14 protein-coding genes and 1 pseudogene are annotated in these 17,962 nt (G+C 42.9%); 7 read left to right on the plus strand and 8 right to left on the minus strand.

From position 1 onward, the window contains the following. Positions 1–3: 3 nt before the first annotated feature. A complete protein-coding gene (gene kdgD, locus ACDZ29_RS04220; protein ID WP_289326217.1) occupies positions 4–936 on the minus strand; it encodes a 5-dehydro-4-deoxyglucarate dehydratase in 933 nt (310 codons plus the stop codon). Between the two features lie 311 nt (positions 937–1,247). Between kdgD and ACDZ29_RS04225 the strand changes: the two genes are divergently transcribed. The 3 genes from ACDZ29_RS04225 to ACDZ29_RS04235 all read left to right on the plus strand — a co-directional run bounded on the left by ACDZ29_RS04225 (position 1,248) and on the right by ACDZ29_RS04235 (position 4,851). Then, positions 1,248–2,609 carry an MFS transporter gene (locus ACDZ29_RS04225; RefSeq protein WP_375090014.1) on the plus strand — a complete coding sequence of 454 codons (1,362 nt, stop codon included), beginning with the start codon at positions 1,248–1,250 and terminating at the stop codon, positions 2,607–2,609. Positions 2,610–2,640: 31 nt separating this feature from the next. Further along, positions 2,641–3,999 carry a glucarate dehydratase gene (gene gudD / locus ACDZ29_RS04230; protein ID WP_375090016.1) on the plus strand — a complete coding sequence of 453 codons (1,359 nt, stop codon included), beginning with the start codon at positions 2,641–2,643 and terminating at the stop codon, positions 3,997–3,999. Positions 4,000–4,149: 150 nt separating this feature from the next. After that, a complete protein-coding gene (locus tag ACDZ29_RS04235) occupies positions 4,150–4,851 on the plus strand; it encodes a FadR/GntR family transcriptional regulator (protein ID WP_370016219.1) in 702 nt (233 codons plus the stop codon). Positions 4,852–4,924: 73 nt separating this feature from the next. Here ACDZ29_RS04235 and ACDZ29_RS04240 read toward each other — a convergent pair whose 3' ends face one another. Together ACDZ29_RS04240 and ACDZ29_RS04245 are read right to left on the minus strand one after the other, a co-directional pair. Further along, entirely contained in the window at positions 4,925–5,065 is a 141-nt protein-coding gene (locus tag ACDZ29_RS04240) for a hypothetical protein (protein ID WP_289315137.1), read from the minus strand. A gap of 175 nt (positions 5,066–5,240) precedes the next feature. After that, positions 5,241–5,998, minus strand: a pseudogene (locus ACDZ29_RS04245) (SDR family oxidoreductase). A 189-nt stretch (positions 5,999–6,187) separates the two neighbouring features. Between ACDZ29_RS04245 and ACDZ29_RS04250 the strand changes: the two are divergent. Then, complete coding sequence (locus ACDZ29_RS04250; RefSeq protein WP_289326221.1) at positions 6,188–6,814, plus strand: TetR/AcrR family transcriptional regulator; 627 nt, start codon at positions 6,188–6,190, stop codon at positions 6,812–6,814. Between the two features lie 89 nt (positions 6,815–6,903). Here ACDZ29_RS04250 and ACDZ29_RS04255 read toward each other — a convergent pair whose 3' ends face one another. Next, positions 6,904–7,593, minus strand: coding sequence for an alpha/beta fold hydrolase (locus ACDZ29_RS04255; protein WP_375090018.1), 690 nt, complete (start codon positions 7,591–7,593; stop codon positions 6,904–6,906). A 256-nt stretch (positions 7,594–7,849) separates the two neighbouring features. After that, complete coding sequence (locus ACDZ29_RS04260; protein WP_289326223.1) at positions 7,850–8,752, minus strand: LysR family transcriptional regulator; 903 nt, start codon at positions 8,750–8,752, stop codon at positions 7,850–7,852. 122 nt (positions 8,753–8,874) lie between these two features. Between ACDZ29_RS04260 and ACDZ29_RS04265 the strand changes: the two genes are divergently transcribed. Beyond that, positions 8,875–10,878: a YhgE/Pip family protein gene (locus ACDZ29_RS04265; RefSeq protein ID WP_375090019.1), complete on the plus strand. Its 2,004-nt coding sequence runs from the start codon at positions 8,875–8,877 to the stop codon at positions 10,876–10,878. A gap of 227 nt (positions 10,879–11,105) precedes the next feature. Here ACDZ29_RS04265 and ACDZ29_RS04270 read toward each other — a convergent pair whose 3' ends face one another. Then, positions 11,106–12,554, minus strand: coding sequence for a DHA2 family efflux MFS transporter permease subunit (locus ACDZ29_RS04270; RefSeq protein ID WP_289327375.1), 1,449 nt, complete (start codon positions 12,552–12,554; stop codon positions 11,106–11,108). Between the two features lie 256 nt (positions 12,555–12,810). On the opposite strand from ACDZ29_RS04270, the gene ACDZ29_RS04275 reads away from it, so the two are divergent. Together ACDZ29_RS04275 and ACDZ29_RS04280 are read left to right on the plus strand one after the other, a co-directional pair. Further along, complete coding sequence (locus ACDZ29_RS04275) at positions 12,811–13,707, plus strand: TetR/AcrR family transcriptional regulator (protein ID WP_375090021.1); 897 nt, start codon at positions 12,811–12,813, stop codon at positions 13,705–13,707. Between the two features lie 238 nt (positions 13,708–13,945). After that, positions 13,946–15,619, plus strand: coding sequence for a ribonuclease J (locus ACDZ29_RS04280; protein WP_375090022.1), 1,674 nt, complete (start codon positions 13,946–13,948; stop codon positions 15,617–15,619). Between the two features lie 50 nt (positions 15,620–15,669). Here ACDZ29_RS04280 and ACDZ29_RS04285 read toward each other — a convergent pair whose 3' ends face one another. Both ACDZ29_RS04285 and ACDZ29_RS04290 read right to left on the minus strand, forming a co-directional pair. Next, positions 15,670–17,007 carry an amino acid permease gene (locus tag ACDZ29_RS04285; protein ID WP_370017094.1) on the minus strand — a complete coding sequence of 446 codons (1,338 nt, stop codon included), beginning with the start codon at positions 17,005–17,007 and terminating at the stop codon, positions 15,670–15,672. Between the two features lie 189 nt (positions 17,008–17,196). Continuing rightward, entirely contained in the window at positions 17,197–17,829 is a 633-nt protein-coding gene (locus tag ACDZ29_RS04290; RefSeq protein WP_375090024.1) for a LysE family transporter, read from the minus strand. Positions 17,830–17,962 lie beyond the last annotated feature (133 nt).

The raw sequence follows: 17,962 nt of genomic DNA on the forward strand, positions 1-17,962 counted from the left end.
TTATTAGATTGATTGGATGGTTGTTTCTTTTGGAAAACGATCTAAGGCATTCTCTAATATCGTTTGCATTTCTGCATAATGTTCTTTTTCAACCGGAAGAATCGGTAATCTGACTGTTTGCCCAACCGGCATTCCCATGATCTCCATACCTGCTTTAATGAGAGAGACGGCATACCCTTTTCGCTGACGGCGAATGTTGTTGATCGGCATGATGACCTGTTGGTAAATTTCATTGACCGTTTCTTGATCTCCACTCAAAATGCCATTATAGAATTTTCGTGAGATGTGCGGGATGTAATTGGATATCGCAGATGAGTATGAGTCAAAGCCAAGTGGAACATAGGCCGACATGGTAACTTCCGCAAGCGGCATTCCGTTCAGCCAGCCGAAACGTTTTCCGAAGGTTTGTGTAAGCAGTCCATTCAACTCCATATTGCCTAGACCATCTTTGACGCCGACCACCTGCGGGACCTCCGCAAGCGCTTCCAAAGTTGAAATTGAAAGGGAAACATTATCACGCTGATATACAATCGAATTTAAGTCTGTACTCTCTGCGATGGCTTTGAAATAAGCCGCCAGACCTGCCTGTTCTCCAGTAACGAGATATGGTGGCAATATTAAATAACCATCCGCCCCTCTATCTGCTGATATTCTGGCAAGTTCCAGGGAAGTTTGAATGTTCCCCCCTACCCCTGTGTATACAGGTACTTTTCCACCCGTGACGGATACGGCCACATCCACCATCACTTCATATTCCTCTTTACTTAACGATGGATACTCTGCTGCCGCACATGCCACGAAAATGGCCTCTAGGCCTTCATCTATTAAAAATTGGATATTTTGGGCGAGTGCTTGTTCATCAAGCTTATTACTCGTCGTGAATGGAGCCACGGGAAAACCTAGGATCCCTTTAGGTGCTTTGCGAATCTTATTCATTATCCATTCCTCCTTGTGTATTATTGTTTTATTGTAAGACAAATACACCAAATGGTCAATCGTATATTTTTTATTTTCTGAAAAATGCGACATCAAATCATACCTCAATAATTTTGCTTCTAATATATACAAAAAAAATAGATAATTAAGGAGCTAAAATGTAAAAACGAATTTATAAAAAACACATTGACAAACAATTTCATTTGTCTTACCATTGGACAAAACTAAATAGTAAGAATTTTCGCAAAGGGGGGAAGCGAACACATTGTAAGCGGTATCAAGAAAATAAAATACGTTTAAGGAGTGAGTATATGAACGCAGAAGAAAAAGTTTTTCAAGCATCTCCTATACTGCCAAGTGCACAGAAAAAAACACGCACACGATGGTTCATTGTCTTTATGCTCTTTATGGTCACCGCCCTGAATTATGCGGATCGTGCGACGCTATCAATCGCGGGTACGGACATGTCTGGTCAGCTTGGTCTCGATTCAGTCATGATGGGCTATGTTTTCTCCGCTTTCGCTTGGTCTTATGTAGCTGGACAAATTCCAGGTGGTTGGCTTTTAGACCGTTTTGGCTCAAAAAGAGTTTACTTTTGGAGTATCATGCTATGGTCTACCTTTACGCTTTTACAAGGATTCCTCGGATTTTTCGGTTCTGCCGGAACAGCGGTCATGGTATTGTTCGGACTCCGTTTTTTAGTTGGATTGGCAGAAGCCCCTTCCTTCCCGGCCAACAGCCGAATCGTTGCTACCTGGTTCCCAAGCCATGAACGCGGAACCGCGGCTGCCACGTTCAATTCCGCCCAGTATTTTGCAACTGTTCTCTTTGCACCGATCATGGGTTACATTACGTATAAATTTGGTTGGGAATACGTCTTCTTCTTTATGGGCGCTTTAGGAATCATCGTTGCTTTCATCTGGATGAAAACGCTTTATAGTCCAAAGGAACATCCGCGTATCAACAAAGCTGAGCTTGAATATATCGAAGCAGGCGGCGCTTTGATCAATATGGATCAAACCATTACACATAAGGAGGGAAAGAAAGGCGTCAACTGGAATCATATTAAGCAGCTTTTATCGAACCGTATGCTGCTGGGTGTTTACCTCGGACAATATTGCATTACAACGTTAACGTACTTTTTCCTGACATGGTTTCCTGTGTACCTTGTGCAAGAAAGAGGCATGACCATTCTTGAAGTTGGATTCGTTGCTTCCCTTCCAGCCATTTGTGGATTCTTTGGCGGCATTCTCGGAGGGACATTCTCGGATTTCTTGTTACGGAAGGGATTCTCATTGACTGTCGCCCGAAAAGTGCCAATCGTTGTTGGGATGATTCTATCGATGAGCTTGGTGGCTGCAAACTATGTAGATACGGAATGGGTTGTTATTTTCGTTATGGCCCTTGCGTTTTTCGGTAAAGGATTTGGGGCACTCGGCTGGGCGGTAGTGGCCGATACCTCACCAAAAGAAATGTCCGGTGTTAGCGGGGGGCTTTTCAATACATTCGGTAACATTGCAGGCATTACAACACCGATTATCATCGGATATATCATTGCCACGACAGGGTCGTTCAATGGGGCGCTAGTCTTCGTATGTGCTAATGCTCTTGTCGCGATTTTAAGTTATTTATTCCTAGTTGGTGAAATTAAACGTGTCGAGTTAAAATCATAGTCAATTAAATATTCTAGTAGGGGGAAAAATTATGAACAATCAATTGCTTAAGGATAATGTAAAAATCGGCACACCGGTCATTTCAGAAATGAGCGTCATTCCAGTTGCGGGCCATGACGGCATGCTTCTGAACTTGAGCGGCGCCCATGCTCCTTATTTCACCCGGAACATTGTCATTCTAAAAGACAATGCGGGTAATACGGGTGTAGGTGAAGTTCCTGGAGGCGAAAAAATTCGCCAGACACTCGAAGATGCCAAACAATTGGTTGTCGGCCAGTCCATCGGGACATACAACAACATTCTAAATACCATCCGTAAGCAGTTTGCGGACCGGGATGCAGGAGGGCGCGGCCTTCAAACGTTTGATCTCCGTATTGCCATACATGCCGTAACAGCATTGGAAGCGGCACTTCTCGATTTAGTTGGCCAATACTTGGGGGTTCCAGTCGCAGCCCTTCTCGGCGAAGGACAGCAACGCGATAAGGTGGAAATGCTGGGCTACTTATTTTATGTAGGTGACCGTAATAAAACAGATCTTGGTTATTTAAGCGAACCTGAAGCGGAAGATGACTGGATCCGCCTCCGTCATGAGGAAGCACTGACACCCGAATCGATTGTCCGCTTGGCAGAAGCTGCCCACACTCGCTATGGATTCAATGATTTTAAATTGAAAGGCGGGGTTTTGCGCGGGGAAGAAGAAATCGAAGCGGTGACGGCACTTGCGGAACGCTTCCCTGAAGCCAGGATCACCCTTGATCCAAATGGCGGCTGGCTGCTGGAGGATGCGATTAAGCTTTGCCGGGATCAGCATCATGTTTTAGCTTATGCGGAAGATCCATGCGGAGCGGAAAACGGTTTTTCCTCCCGGGAGATCATGACGGAATTCAGGCGCGCAACGGGTCTTCCCACCGCAACGAATATGATTGCAACGGACTGGAGGCAAATGGGGCATTCCATTCAACTTCAATCCGTGGACATCCCTCTTGCCGATCCGCATTTTTGGACGATGCAAGGCTCCGTCCGTGTCGCTCAAATGTGCAACGAATGGGGATTGACATGGGGATCCCACTCCAATAATCACTTTGACATTTCACTTGCCATGTTTACACACGTTGCAGCAGCAGCGCCAGGCAAAATCACTGCGATCGATACCCATTGGATTTGGCAGGATGGTCAGCGCTTAACAAAAGAACCTTTTAAAATTGTCGGCGGAATGGTGGATGTTCCTTCCAAACCCGGACTTGGAATTGAATTGGATATGGAACAAATCGAGAAGGCGCATCAGCTTTATAAACAAAAAGGGCTTGGTGCCCGTGATGATTCAATCGCTATGCAATACCTGGTCTCCGGATGGAAGTTCAATCCAAAATCACCTTGCCTTGTCAGATGATTTTTTAAAGGAATGCATGCGTCACTCTCTTAAGAGCGGCGCATTTTACTTTTTTTGGACATAGGTCTACATGCAAATAAGTTTATTATATTATATAATTAGTCTTACAGTAGGAATACATATAGGAAGTCACAGAAAAGGGGTTACATAATGGAAGAATCGTCAAAGAAATTAGGCGTACAATCGGTACATCGCAACACTCTTTCACAACAAGTAGTGGATCAAATTGTGCATCTGCTCGTCACTGGACAAATGAAAGCGGGTGACAAACTGCCTCCTGAAATGGAACTTATGAAAGAACTTGAAGTAAGCCGGCCGGTTTTACGGGAAGCGCTCAGTGCACTTGATACCCTGGGTGTCATAACACGGAAAACACGTGAAGGAACCTTTTTTAACGATAAAATCGGAACTCATCCATTCTCTGTCATGCTGGCGCTGGCTACCGATAATTTACCAGCGATTATCGAAGCACGAATGGCATTGGAATTGGGATTGGTAACAATGGCTGCCGAGAAGATCACCGATGAACAACTGGGGAAATTACAAGTTACGATCGACACGATTGCCAATAGTGAAGACAACGATTATGGAGAGGCTGATAAAGAATTCCACAAAATCATTGCTTTAAGCGCGAACAATCCCATTATCGAAGGGATGATCGATTCCTTATTGATTACCCATAATAAAATAAACAGCCTGATTCAATTCAGGGAACGGGAATTGACTGTAAAATATCATAAAGCAATCTATGCGGCACTTGCAGCACATGATCCCCATGAAGCATTCAACCAAATGTACAAGCACCTTGATTACGTTCGTCAGAAAGTCCTTCAATATTCTCACGCAAAATAATATATCGTTTGTGAGGACGCAGCAAACTAATGGATCACTCAATGATCCAATTTAATAGGAAAAGTGGATTTTTTCAGGGAACCAATTTTGCTTCCAAGATTTCAGAGTTCAACTCATCTTTTAAATCCAATTGATAGCATAATTCTTTTTGAGAAAAACTGGATAGTAGTTGAACTATCCAGCCCCCACTTATCCAGTTCGATTGAAATGACAATGTCAGGACTCCCGAATGAAGTCGAAACCTTCCTCTTGCAAATTGTCTAACTAACACCAAAATCCCCATCCAATGAACCTGCCAATGACCCACTCAAAAAAATGCACCCCTGCTTATTGGCAGGAATGCATGCATATTCACCTAGTTTTTGACCATCCTCTTTTTAATCTACGGCTTAATAAGCACTCCAGCCAGCATCTGCCGTGATGACAGTACCATTAACAAAACTAGAATCGTCAGAAGCAAGGAACAAAGCCACTTTAGCGATTTCTTCAGGTTTGCCATTGCGTGGATTGATAGCCATACCCAGTTGTTGGCGGGATGCGCCAAACTTATTGATATTCGTCATGCTGGAACCAATATTGGTTTCAACTCCACCTGGTGCTATTGCATTGCAGCGAATGCCTTTATCTGCATACATGAAGCCCGTGTTTTTTGTGAACCCGACCACTGCGTGTTTAGAGGCAGTATATGCTGCGCCTGCTCGAGCACCATATAAACCGCCAGCAGAAGCAATATTGATGATGACCCCTTTTTGTTTTTCTAAAAAGATTGGTAAACCTTTCTAGTCGAACGCATGACGCTTGTCGTGTTAATTGCAAAAATCCGATCCCATCCAGAATCCTCTATATCCCCGGCAGGTTCCATGCCATCCATGATACCTGCATTATTCACCAAAATATCAACCGTACCATACGTACTGACCGTGGTATCGATCAAATGTTGAATATCTTCTTCTACCGCTACGTTCGTTTTAATGGCAAATGCCATTCCGCCATTCGCTTTTATTTCTTCTACCGTTGCATTCGCACCATCGAGATTTAAATCCGATACAACGACTTTAGCACCTTCTCTAGCATAATCTATAGCAATTTGTTTCCCCATGCCTGATGCTGCGCCAGTCACTACTGCAACCTTGTCTTGTAATTTCATTCAAACTCCCCCATTCATTCTAGTGAAGTGATACTTATTGTACAGATGTTCATTAACTACCTTCCCTTATAGTATAATTAGTTTCAGCAGGCTTATACAATCAGCAAATGATGACCTCGATGTTGAACAATGAACAGAAAGAGTTATATTGTTTATCAAAAGTACAATAACGAACAAAGGGTGAAGAAAATGTCTAATAATAACACTGGGATTGATAGAAGGATCAGGAAATCCAAAAAGGCTTTAAAAGAATCCCTCATATCATTAATGCAAAATAAGGATTTCAGGGAGATATCGATTACTGACATTGTAGAACTCGCCGATCTTAATCGGGGTACATTTTATAAACACTATCAGTACAAAGAGGAACTGCTTGAAGAGGTCATGGAGGATGTCATAGCTGATTTGATCATATCTTACCGGGAACCTTATAAAGATGTGGATACTTTCACCATCAATGAACTGACGGCTTCCGTCATCAAAATATTTGAACATGTAGCTAACTATGCAAACATTTATACCCTCATTCTAAAGTCGAATGCATGGCCAAAATTACTAGAAAGGATTTGTAATGAATTAAAGAAACTCCCTTTAGAGGACCTAGAAGATTATCGGCCGAACCCAAAGATCAATACAGAACTTGCCTCCAGTTACCAAGCTTACGCGATTTTAGGCATGATAATCGAATGGGTCAACACTGGATTTAAATACAGCGCTGACTATATGGCTGAACAGCTTCTGGAAATCATTAATAATAAGCCGGTAAACGCCGTTTATAAAATAAACCAAACATTGAAAGATTCCAGGCAAAAATAAGAGGGCTGCATTGGCAGCCCTCCCTCAAAATGCTATTTGGATGGAATTTAATCATTTATCTATTAAAAGGGCCTTATAAGTAGGTGGATTCACGAAATAAGAAAACTTCTCACGGCAGCTAAGAAAGCTGGTAAATTATCATCATGCACAAAGTGCCCGGCGTCCTCTATCGTCACCAATTCACAATTCGGAATAAGCTCGGAAACTTCCTGTAATTTGTTTTGGGGAATATGACTCGCCCCACCGCCTATAACAAGAGTTGGCATGGTAATCTCAGTAAGACGCGCCCACCATTCGGGATTGGGTTCATTCAGTTGCTGTAGAATCGAAGGCACCACCTTCCAATCAAACGGCAGAGGGCCAGAAGGTCTGGAAGGAAATTCGATTGGTTTATCCGAAAAAGGAGGAGGCGTGTCTTCGACTATCAACCTTTCTATCCTAGAAGGATAAGTTTGAGAGAAAAGATAGGAAACCGTTCCCCCCATGGAATGCCCCATTAACGAAAACCTTCCCAAATTCATAGCATCCGCAAAATGAAGCAAATCATCGCACATCAATTCAAAACTGTATGTATCAGTTCTCGAACTCCCACCGTGACCCCGTTGATCTAAAGCTAATACGCGATAATTTTCCCCTAATACGGCCGCCGCGTGATCCCATGATTCTGCACTTTTCCCCAGCGCGTGAAGGGCGACAAGCGGTGGTGCGGAACGTTCCCCACTCTCCCGATATTGAAAAGTGAGGCCATTCAACTCAATTTGATTAACCCGTACTTCCATCTCCATTCATCTCCTAGGATCGGATTTGTCATTTTGAACCCGATCTATTTAATAAAAACCTCCTAAAATACTATGTTCACCATAATTAAATTATACTTTTTATGCCTCCACCCATTTATTCGCCCTTCGCACCTTCTATTCCGGCCCTCATCCCTTTTATTCCGGCCCTCCTCCGATTTATTCGACCTTCACTCATTTATTCCGTCCTATGTCCGATTAATTCGACCTTCGCACGGTCAATCCTGCCTCTGTCCTATTATTCACCCATCAGCCTAGCAGAGTTGACAGCAGCGAAGTAATCCATTACAAATAAACGAAATTGCTTGGCTACTGGTGTGAAGTAGCGTTTTTCTGACCAGCCGAGCCCAATGGTTCTTTGACAGGCAGGCTCGGTTATCCGGATTTTATGGGATAATGATCCGGTTTGGTGGAGCCATGTCAATTCGGATACGAAGGCGACGCCCAATCCTTTCCTGACAAGGTCCGAGATGACAGCAGGTTCATCTCCTTCGAATGCGATGTGCTGGACAAATCCAGCTTCGAGGCAAAATTGGTCGGTTAGGTTACGGAACCCGAAGCCTGTGTTCATACTTATGAATGGTTCATCTTTCACTTCATGAAGTTGAATGCTTTCCCTGCCTGCCAGCCGGTGATTTGGAGGCACGATCAGATATATTTCTTCGGTAATCAGCGGTTCCCACTTTAATTCGGGGCCTTCAATTGGAACGGATGATATGCAATAATCGATTTCCCCTTCAATTAGTAGCTGTTTCATGGATGATATGGATTTTAGGAATTGTTGAAAACGGACATCCGGGTTTTGAGATAAAAATGTACCCAATAAATCAGGCAGGACCCTGGGAATGGTAACGGCCAATGTGATGTTCTTTTGGTCTTGATCTGTTAATTCCTCTATTTCGCGCCTTCCTTCGTTCAGTTCCGCGAAAGCCCGTTCGACCCGGTTCAAGAATATTCTTCCGGCTGCATTGAGCCTGATTTTCCTGTGTTCCCTATCGAAGAGTGCGACTCCCAAATCCTCTTCTAGGCGGGATATGGTTTTACTGAGGGATGGCTGTGCAATCTGAAGCTGTTCCGCAGCCTTCGTCATATGTTCCAGTCGTGCTACGGTTTGAAAGTACTTCAGCTGTAAAATTTCCATTTTCCCACTCTTTTCACATAGATTTAAATCTATTATTACATAATCATTTATGTATTATACAGTATCTTAAAAAGCCTTTATGATGAAATAATCTCATTTAGTTAGAAAGGGCAGGCTCTATAATGAAAGGTTTACAACTTGTACTTCATGATATAACAGCAATGTGGAAACATAAACACGGGAGAATCGCATTGATTTTCCTTTTAGTCGTTCCTTTAATTTACTCAGGTTTCTTCTTGGCAGGATATTGGAACCCTTATGGAAAGTTGGATCAGCTCCCGGTAGCGGTGGTCAATCTCGATAATGGTTCGGAAATGGACGATAAGCCAATCGAGGCTGGAGATGATTTCGTTAAACAATTGAAGAAGCAGAAAGAATTGGACTTTCACTTTGTTTCGGCAGAGGAGGCTAACACAGGCCTTGAAGAAGGTACCTATTATATGGTTGTCACGATTCCGGATGATTTTTCGAAAAATGTCACGACACTAATGGATGAAAAACCGGAAACGGCCAAACTTTTATATACGGTCAATCCAGGTAAGAACTTCGTTGCCTCACAAATCAGCACAACTGCTGTTGAAAAGATGACTGCAAAAATCAACGCAAGCATTACAAAGGTATATTCGGAAGGCATCCTTTCGAAATTCCAGGACGTTTCTAAAGGCTTGGCGGATGCCGGGGATGGAGCGGAAGAGCTTCATCTTGGAACGGCAGATGCGAAAAGCGGCAGTGAGAAATTGACTGATGGCATTCAGGATTTGAATGATGGTGCCCAGAAGCTGCAATCAGGCAGTACCATGCTCTTGAATGGACAAGAAGCCTTGGCTGATGGTGCGGAAGGATTAACATCAGGTTCCCAGAACTTGTATTCCGGCATGAAGCAGCTAACGGATGGACATCACTCATTGGAAAATGGAATGAATGAAGTAAGTCAGGGTGTTGAGAACTGGTCAGCCGGAAATGCAAAATTGATGCAAGGGCAAGAACAGGCTGCCGATACAGCGAATACTCTTAAGAAACAATTGGATGCCTATATCAAAAGTCATCCCGATGCAATGGAGGATCAAGACTTCAAGCAAATCCTTGCCCTATCAGAAGGCTTATCAAAAGCAGCCATCACTTTAAATGCCGGACAAAAGCAATTGGGCGAAGGTGCAGCTAAAGTGGCAGATGGCCAAGGCACCATTCAATCGGGAATGAAAACCTTTGGTGATAAAATGGCACAAGCTACCTCGGGTGCTAAGCAATTGAACGAGGGGTCTGAAGAATTCTCGAATGGATTCTCTAAATGGACTAATGGTTTTTCCACTTTAAATACCGGAATCGATTCACTAGCTGACGGCAGCAGCCGACTAGCCAGCGGATCGACGGAACTTCAAGACGGACTGGCTTCATTGGAAACGGGTTCAAACAAGTTATCTTCCAAGCTAAATGAAGCTGCGGATAAAACGGCCAGTCTTCAGTACGACGATTCGACCACCTCGATGTTCTCTGAACCCGTGCAATTGGTCCAATCCAATCTGTCGGAAGTTCCTAACTATGGAACCGGGATTGCGCCTTATTTTCTGTCATTGGCCTTTTATGTAGGCGGCATCATGGCTTCCAATATCTTGCCGCTTGGCCGCAGGCAGAATCTTAAGGTTACCGGAACCGTCCATTTCACGAATAAACTGGGGCTGGTATATGTAATCGGCTTGATTCAGGCACTTCTAGTGGATGCAGTCGTCCTGCTTGGATTCCATTTACATGTGGCCAGTATCCCTGTATTCATTCTATCAAGCATTATCGTTTCATTTACCTTCATGACGTTCATTCTTATGTTGGTGACCGTATTCGGAGTGATCGGCAAATTCGCAGCCGTGACCCTTCTCGTATTCCAATTGGCTACCTGCGGCGGAACATTCCCAGGCGAACTGGGCATGTCGATATTGACGAAAATCGGTCAATTTTTGCCAATGGCCCACTCACTAAAGGAGCTTCAAGAGGTCATCTCATTAGGCGGCTGGGAAAACTTGCGAACGCAGATTTGGATCTTACTTGCCTATCTCGTTTCTGCAGCGATCATTGGCTGGATAGCGAGTCATATCCAGCATGCAAAGACGACTTCAGATGAAGTGACATCCTGATGTAAAAGAGCGCAGTGCCAATGGCACTGCGCTTTTTTGCATACATAAAGTCAGAAGTGAACTCACGGAAAAAACATACTAACGGATGAGGCTTATGGATTGTTCGAATTATTTCCATCCGGGGTTTTAAATTTGGTGATAAACCAAACTAAATCGGCTGAAGTTTAAACAAAGCCCCTATGCTGCCTGAGTATTCAGGTGACATAGGGGCTTTTTGATTGTTTCCTTTAAGCGGTTTGATCTTCTTTCACAGCTGGTTTTTCTTCAGCCGGCCATGCACGCTTAATGAATAATGTCAGAATCAGTGCCACAGCAGCAATGAAGGTAGATACAAAGAAGGAGAAGTTAATTCCATCGAGCATCGCCTGCATTCCGATTTGGGCCTGCATTTGTTCCATCATCTCGGCAGTGGGCTGGCTTGTTAATTTGCTCATCGCTTTGGTCATTAAATCCTCACCGGAAGAAGCGGCATGGTTTGACATGACCGTAACAAGCAATGCTGTACCGATTGCGCCTGAAATCTGGTTCAGCGTGTTATTCATGGCTGTACCATGCGGGTTCATACGGGCTGGCAGCGAGTTCAATCCATTTGTCATGATCGGCATCATGGCCATGGACAAACCGAATAAACGGACGGAATACAGAATCACAATATGTGTATAAGAAGTATCCATTGATAATTTACTGAAGAAATACGTCGTCACCACAGTAATAAACAAACCGGTTGAAGCAAGTATGCGCGCACCGAATTTATCGAAGAGCTTACCGGTAATCGGTGACATGAGGGCCATCAATAGTGCACCGGGCAGCATCAATAATCCTGAATCGAATGGTGAAATGCCACGGACCGTTTGTGTATACATCGGCATTAAGATCATCGCCGAGAACATGGCCATATTCAACACGATTGAAATCGTTGCGGATAAAGCGAACATCGGATGTTTGAAAATCTTGAATTCAAGCATCGGCGTTTCCATTTTAAGCTGGCGTGTAATGAAAAGGATCAGGGAAATGGCACCGACAATCAATGTTCCATATACCCAAGGGCTATCCCACCCCTTGCTGCCTGCGGAACTGAATCCATAAAGCAAGCCGCCAAAGCCTAAGCTTGAAAGAACGACCGATAATTTATCAATTTTAATATCGACTTTTTCCTTTTTGTCTTTAAGTTTAAAGAAGCCGAGAATAAGCACTAGTAAAGCTAGCGGAGTAATGAAATGGAATAGCATTCTCCAATCATAATGTTCGATGATCCAGCCTGAAAGCGTCGGCCCGATTGCAGGGGCAAACATCATGACTAAACCGAATAATCCCATTGCCGAGCCCCGTTTTTCAACAGGGAATGCAGTTAAAAGCACGTTCATTAATAACGGCATCATAATTGCAGAACCTGCAGCCTGAACCATACGTGCGCTCAATAATAACGGGAATGCATGCGCAACACCTGCAACGATCGTCCCGATTGAGAATAGGAGCATGGCTGTCAGGAACAGATTACGCACCGAATATTTTCTTATTAAGAAAGCTGTTGTCGGAATCAAGATTCCGTTCACTAGCATGTAGCCCGTCGTCAACCATTGTACTGTGGAAGTCTCAATCCCCAGGTCTATTTTGATTGATGGCAGTGCAATATTCAAAAGGGTTGAATTCAGTATCGATATAAACGCCCCGACCATCAGTATGATCAAAATGCCATACGAACCCTTTTTTTCAGTTGTTTGTGCAGTACTCACTTTTTATCTATTCCTCCATTCAAACTATTGGTTCATTTAATTGTACGATAGGTATAACCCAATCTCATAAAATCAATAATATACCCCTAGTTCATTTTTTGCAATAAATATTTACTGGTTAAAATAAGGGTTTGTGCTGTGATGGAAAATAGAGTACGATTACATTATACAAGCAGTATAATGAAAATTAGGTGATATGATGAATAATCGAAGGCAGAATGTCATCGATACGGCTCATAAGCTGTTTATTGATAAAGGTTACCAAGCCACCTCCATTCAGGACATTCTAGACGGCAGCGGTATTTCAAAAGGTACATTTTATAATTATTTCCCTTCGAAGGGTGAATTATTTATAGCCATTTTCCGCTCCGTCTATACAAGGATTCGCCACGAACGGGAGAAACTGTTGATTGATCAAGATTCAACCAATATCGAAATTTTCATCCAGCAACTCGAACTGCAGATGATGGTGAACAAGCAAAGCAAATTGCTTATCCTGATCGAAGAAGTCCGTGTCTCCAACGATGAAGAATTAAAACAATTCATCAATCAGACGCTATTGTTGAGCATACGTTGGATGTATAACCGGTTTCTCGATATATTCGGGGAAAGCAAAAAACCCTTTCTTTTAGATAGCGTCATTATCTTTCATTCGATGATGACCCACATGAATCATTTTAGCTATCGTGCTAATGCGGCTGGTACACCGGACATACAAATTATCCGCTATTGCATGAACCGAATTGTCCATTTAGTCAATGAAGTGGCTGAAAGCGGAGAACAGATTCTTGATCCGGAACTAATGGACACGTGGTTTCCCAACTTTAAAAACCATCTTGATCCTTGCCATAATGATTTGCTGGACGCCACCACGGAATTGAAAAAAGCGATAAACAAAGCTTTTCCTTGCGGTGAAGATCGAACAAAAGCGATGGAATTGGTCGATTTTATTCAAGATGAGCTGATGCAGTCAGACAAACCGCGAAAATTTTTGATAGAAAGTTTGCTGAACTCTTTAAAGACTCAATATGCAGCGCAGGTCCAAGGATACATTGAGACTTTTGAGGAAAGCATCAACTCTTGCTTGAGCCAATGAAGGAACGAGAGCGGATTCTTCTCTAATGAGGATGGAATGGTTTACTCATGCACCTACTGAAAACGGTAGGTGTTTTTTTTATGAGCATTAGTAGCTTGTTAACGCATGTTTCTCAGACCTCCTCCCTTTCAGGTTTGGTTTTAAATTGCTTGGGAAGTCATTTTAAAAAAGAAGTTGGTTTTATAAGAGGGGCCTAAGGAAACACTATCTTTAATATATTAAAGGGAGGTCTAGCTATTTGAGTGTGAATGAAAATATTTTGTCCATACTGGCTCTAGGCGGAGTGAATGAAATCGGTAAAAACATGTATGTGGTTCAATATTCAAACGATTTGGTCATTATTGACTGTGGTGCAAAGTTTCCTGATGAAAGTTTATTAGGAGTCGATTTGATCATTCCTGATATTACCTTTCTTCAGGAAAATAAGGAGAAGATCCGGGCTTTAATTGTGACTCATGGGCATGAAGATCATATTGGCGGTATCCCCTATTTCTTGAAAAAATTGAATGTACCGATTTATGCCACACGTTTAACACTTGGTTTGATTGAATTGAAATTAAAAGAACATAACCTTTTGGGTGATACTGAATTGATCCAGATCGACTCGGATTCAAAGTTGGAGTTCGGGGGGTTGCGTCTGGACTTTTTCAAAACGAATCATAGTATACCCGATTGCCTTGGAGTCACCATGCATACTCCGGAAGGCACGGTCGTTCATACAGGGGACTTTAAATTTGACTTGACTCCCATGAATGATCAGTATCCTGATATTCATAAAATGGCGAAAATCGGGAGTGAAGGTGTACTGGTTTTATTATCTGAAAGCACGAACGCAGAACGTCCCGGCTCAAGTCCCTCGGAGCATCTGGTTGGCAGCCATATTGAAGAAGCCTTTATGCAGGCTAAACAGAAAGTTTTTCTTTCAACCTTCGCTTCAAACGTCAATCGCGTTCAACAAGTGGTGAACGCTGCTCAGAAGACAAACCGAAAATTGGTCTTACTGGGACGGAGCATGGTGAACGTCGTATCCGTTGCCATCGAGCGCGGCTACCTCGACGTTCCTGAGGGGATGCTGATCCAAGCACATGAGGTCGATAATTATGCTCCTGAAAGAGTCGCGGTTTTATGTACGGGAAGTCAAGGAGAGCCGTTTGCTGCTCTGTCTCGCCTTTCCAGTTCGAATTATCGGGATATGAGTATATTAGCTGGTGATACCGTGATTCTTGCCTCCACTCCAATACCGGGAAATGAACGCGATGTTTCACGCATCATCGACAACCTGTTTCAACTGGGGGCCAAAGTCATTTACGGATCTGGGACTGTAACAGGCATGCATGTTTCCGGACATGCCTATCAGGAAGAGTTAAAGCTCATGCTTACCCTGATGAAACCTAAGTATTTCATACCCATTCACGGGGAGTATCGGATGCTGCACCAACATCGACTACTAGCTGAGTCTGTCGGGGTGGAGAAGGACAATACTTTCATCATCAATAATGGAGATGTCGTTGATATTGAAAACTCGGTCGCCCGTCAAACGAGAAAGGTCGCTGCCGGCAATACCTTTGTTGACGGTGTGGGCGTTGGTGATGTTGGAGAAATCGTTCTGCGGGACCGTAAGCAGCTTTCCGAAGATGGGATGCTCGTAATCGTCATAACACTAAGCAAGACGGAAAGAAAAATAGTATCAGGACCCGATACCATTTCCCGTGGATTTGTATATGTTCAAAATTCCGAAGAGCTCCTGAGACATGTAAATCGTCTTGTTACGAAAACGGTCAACGATTTACAAAGTGATAAAATATACCGATGGAATATCATTAAACAAACCATAAAGAAGGAACTGGGGCAATATCTCTTTACCCAAACTAAGAAAAAACCAATGATCCTTCCGATAATCATTGAGATTTAGCGCCAACACATAAAAAGGAACTCGACTTCATATAGTCGAGTTCCTTTTTTTCAATCCAGTTCCGATTTACTGGCTTTTGCGGCCATCGCCTTATTCTTATTCCAAACCTTGAACTTCATGAAAACGGCAGCAAGACCGATGATCACGATGAATAAAAGGCTGATGAAAAACCCTGGTCGTATTTCTTTTTCAAGCAGCGTGCCACTGACAGCGGCAAAAATTAGAAGAAGTCCGAAAACGGCCGTAATCTTACTCCAAATCTTATTTTCCAAGATTTTGAATGAAGAAAGAATGATGAATGCCCAGTTATACAAAAGTAATATTCCAGCAGATGTTGTAATGTATTCATAAATCTTGCCTGGCAGGAGCAAGGCAGTGATGATCGATCCTAAAAGACCTAGGGCTCCAAGCCCTAGTGAGGGCAGTGGAAGATCCTTGAATTTCTTGATCTTTTGCATGAATACCGAGGGTGCATTCCCATCATTGGAGAGCGTTACCAATAGATTGGTTACACCAAATAGTGAAGCGGTCATCGTCGAGAATCCGGCAATGATGATCGCACCATTAAAAACGTGCGGGAAAAACGTCAGGTGATAACTGTCCAATGCCGAAACGAATGGGCTTTCTTTTTCACTGAATGCCCCTAACGATATCATGGTCACGGCTAACCCCAATGAAACGACATATATTATAGTAAGAACCAAAAGCATGATTGTCCCTGCCTTTGGAGCATCTTCTTTCTTTTTAAGCTGCATCGCCATCAGTCCAATGACCTCAATGCCGCCAAACGCATAAAAAGCATAGATAAGGGATGTCCAAAACCCTTTTAGCCCTTTTGGGAATAATTCATTGTACGTATTCGGAAATGAGGGCGGTTTCCCTCCATTAAGACCAAACCAGCCGAAAACGGCACATATTGCAATAATGATAAACATTACGATCGCTGCTGTCTTAATTACCGCAAGGATGTTTTCCACTCTGTCGAACCCTTTTGTTCCCAGCAATACCACCACGATTGAAACAATGGCAAAACCTGATGCAAATAGCCACAGCGGTACTTTAGGGAACCAAAATTGTGATAATAGCGAAAGAGCAGTAAGCTGACTTCCCATGATCAATATATTGGAGGACCAATAATTCCAGCCACAGCTAAAGCCAGCCCATCTTCCAAATGCTTTATTGGCATAATAACAAAAAGAACCCTCTTGAGGATCGGCAGCTGTCATCTTAGCAAGTAGATTATAAACGATGTAGGTACCTAGTGCAGCCAATACAAATGAAAATACAATGGATGGCCCCGTCGTTTTAATCCCTATAGTCGATCCAAGGAAATACCCTGTCCCGATCGTACAGCCTACACCGACCAATGATAGCTGCCACCATTTCATATCGCCTTGTTGTTCACCTGATGCATTAGAATCTTGGACAGCCTTCCCTTTCGCTGAACTGCAATTGGCTTTTGTCGTCATGACATTACCCCCTTCCATCATTCATAGTGTTGATAATGCCACAATGAATTATGCAAGGAAGAAGTTTTCAAATACCCTACCTTATGTAATAAACTAAAGCATTTTACTTTATGATATGATGGCAAAAATACCTTGATAAGCAAAATAAACCCCAAAGCCTACCAATGATAATCCAGAGATGATCGAAATCGCCATTAAGCTTTTTTCATTTAAAAACCTGCGAAATCCATTCGTTAATGCCGCTACAAAAAAATCCCAGCAGGTAAGACCAAGAAAAATCATCCCGCTATAGATGAAAAGTTGGGATGTCCCATAACTTGAAGCTGTTTTAGCCAAAACTGATCCATATATCCCTAACCAAAATAAAATCGATAATGGGCTGGTCACTGACATAATGAAACCAGTTAAAAAACAGGATAATAAAGAATCTCTATTCCTGTATTGATTTAATGTTATCGTATTAACCCGTAAAACACTTTCGACCCCAGAATAAATTAGCACAAATCCGCCAAAAAGCCATAGAAAGATTTGGACAATCGGAATTTCTAAAAACCGTACCATACCTACATACACTAAAATCATGAACAAGGCATCTGCGATCATCGACCCTACCCCTACGATCCAAGCATGCCAAAACCCGTTCTTGATCCCTTTATCGATACGAGCAGAATTCACCGGACCAATCGGTGCTGCAAGGGTAAGCCCCAAGAAAAAATAACTCAGCAGTAAATGTACACTCAAAAAGCATCACTCCTTCGAGCTAGTTAATAACTTGTACATTCTATGTGACACCCCCTCACCTATAACCTCTTGCTGAAAAAAATTTAGATGGGATAACACTTTTCACGCGAATTACACACAAAAAAAGCCGTGT

It is taken from the genome of Peribacillus sp. RS7 (genome assembly GCF_041956845.1).
Lineage (GTDB): Bacteria > Bacillota > Bacilli > Bacillales > DSM-1321 > Peribacillus.

Coding starts and splice junctions, on each gene's coding strand:
- ACDZ29_RS04265 (WP_375090019.1), top strand. CDS start 8,875: ATGAAAGGTTTACAACTTGTACTTCATGATATAACAGCAATGTGGAAA.
- ACDZ29_RS04225 (WP_375090014.1), top strand. CDS start 1,248: ATGAACGCAGAAGAAAAAGTTTTTCAAGCATCTCCTATACTGCCAAGT.
- ACDZ29_RS04260 (WP_289326223.1), bottom strand. CDS start 8,752: ATGGAAATTTTACAGCTGAAGTACTTTCAAACCGTAGCACGACTGGAA.
- ACDZ29_RS04235 (WP_370016219.1), top strand. CDS start 4,150: ATGGAAGAATCGTCAAAGAAATTAGGCGTACAATCGGTACATCGCAAC.
- kdgD (WP_289326217.1), bottom strand. CDS start 936: ATGAATAAGATTCGCAAAGCACCTAAAGGGATCCTAGGTTTTCCCGTG.
- ACDZ29_RS04275 (WP_375090021.1), top strand. CDS start 12,811: ATGAATAATCGAAGGCAGAATGTCATCGATACGGCTCATAAGCTGTTT.
- ACDZ29_RS04285 (WP_370017094.1), bottom strand. CDS start 17,007: ATGAAATGGTGGCAGCTATCATTGGTCGGTGTAGGCTGTACGATCGGG.
- ACDZ29_RS04270 (WP_289327375.1), bottom strand. CDS start 12,554: ATGGTCGGGGCGTTTATATCGATACTGAATTCAACCCTTTTGAATATT.
- gudD (WP_375090016.1), top strand. CDS start 2,641: ATGAACAATCAATTGCTTAAGGATAATGTAAAAATCGGCACACCGGTC.
- ACDZ29_RS04255 (WP_375090018.1), bottom strand. CDS start 7,593: ATGGAAGTACGGGTTAATCAAATTGAGTTGAATGGCCTCACTTTTCAA.
- ACDZ29_RS04250 (WP_289326221.1), top strand. CDS start 6,188: ATGTCTAATAATAACACTGGGATTGATAGAAGGATCAGGAAATCCAAA.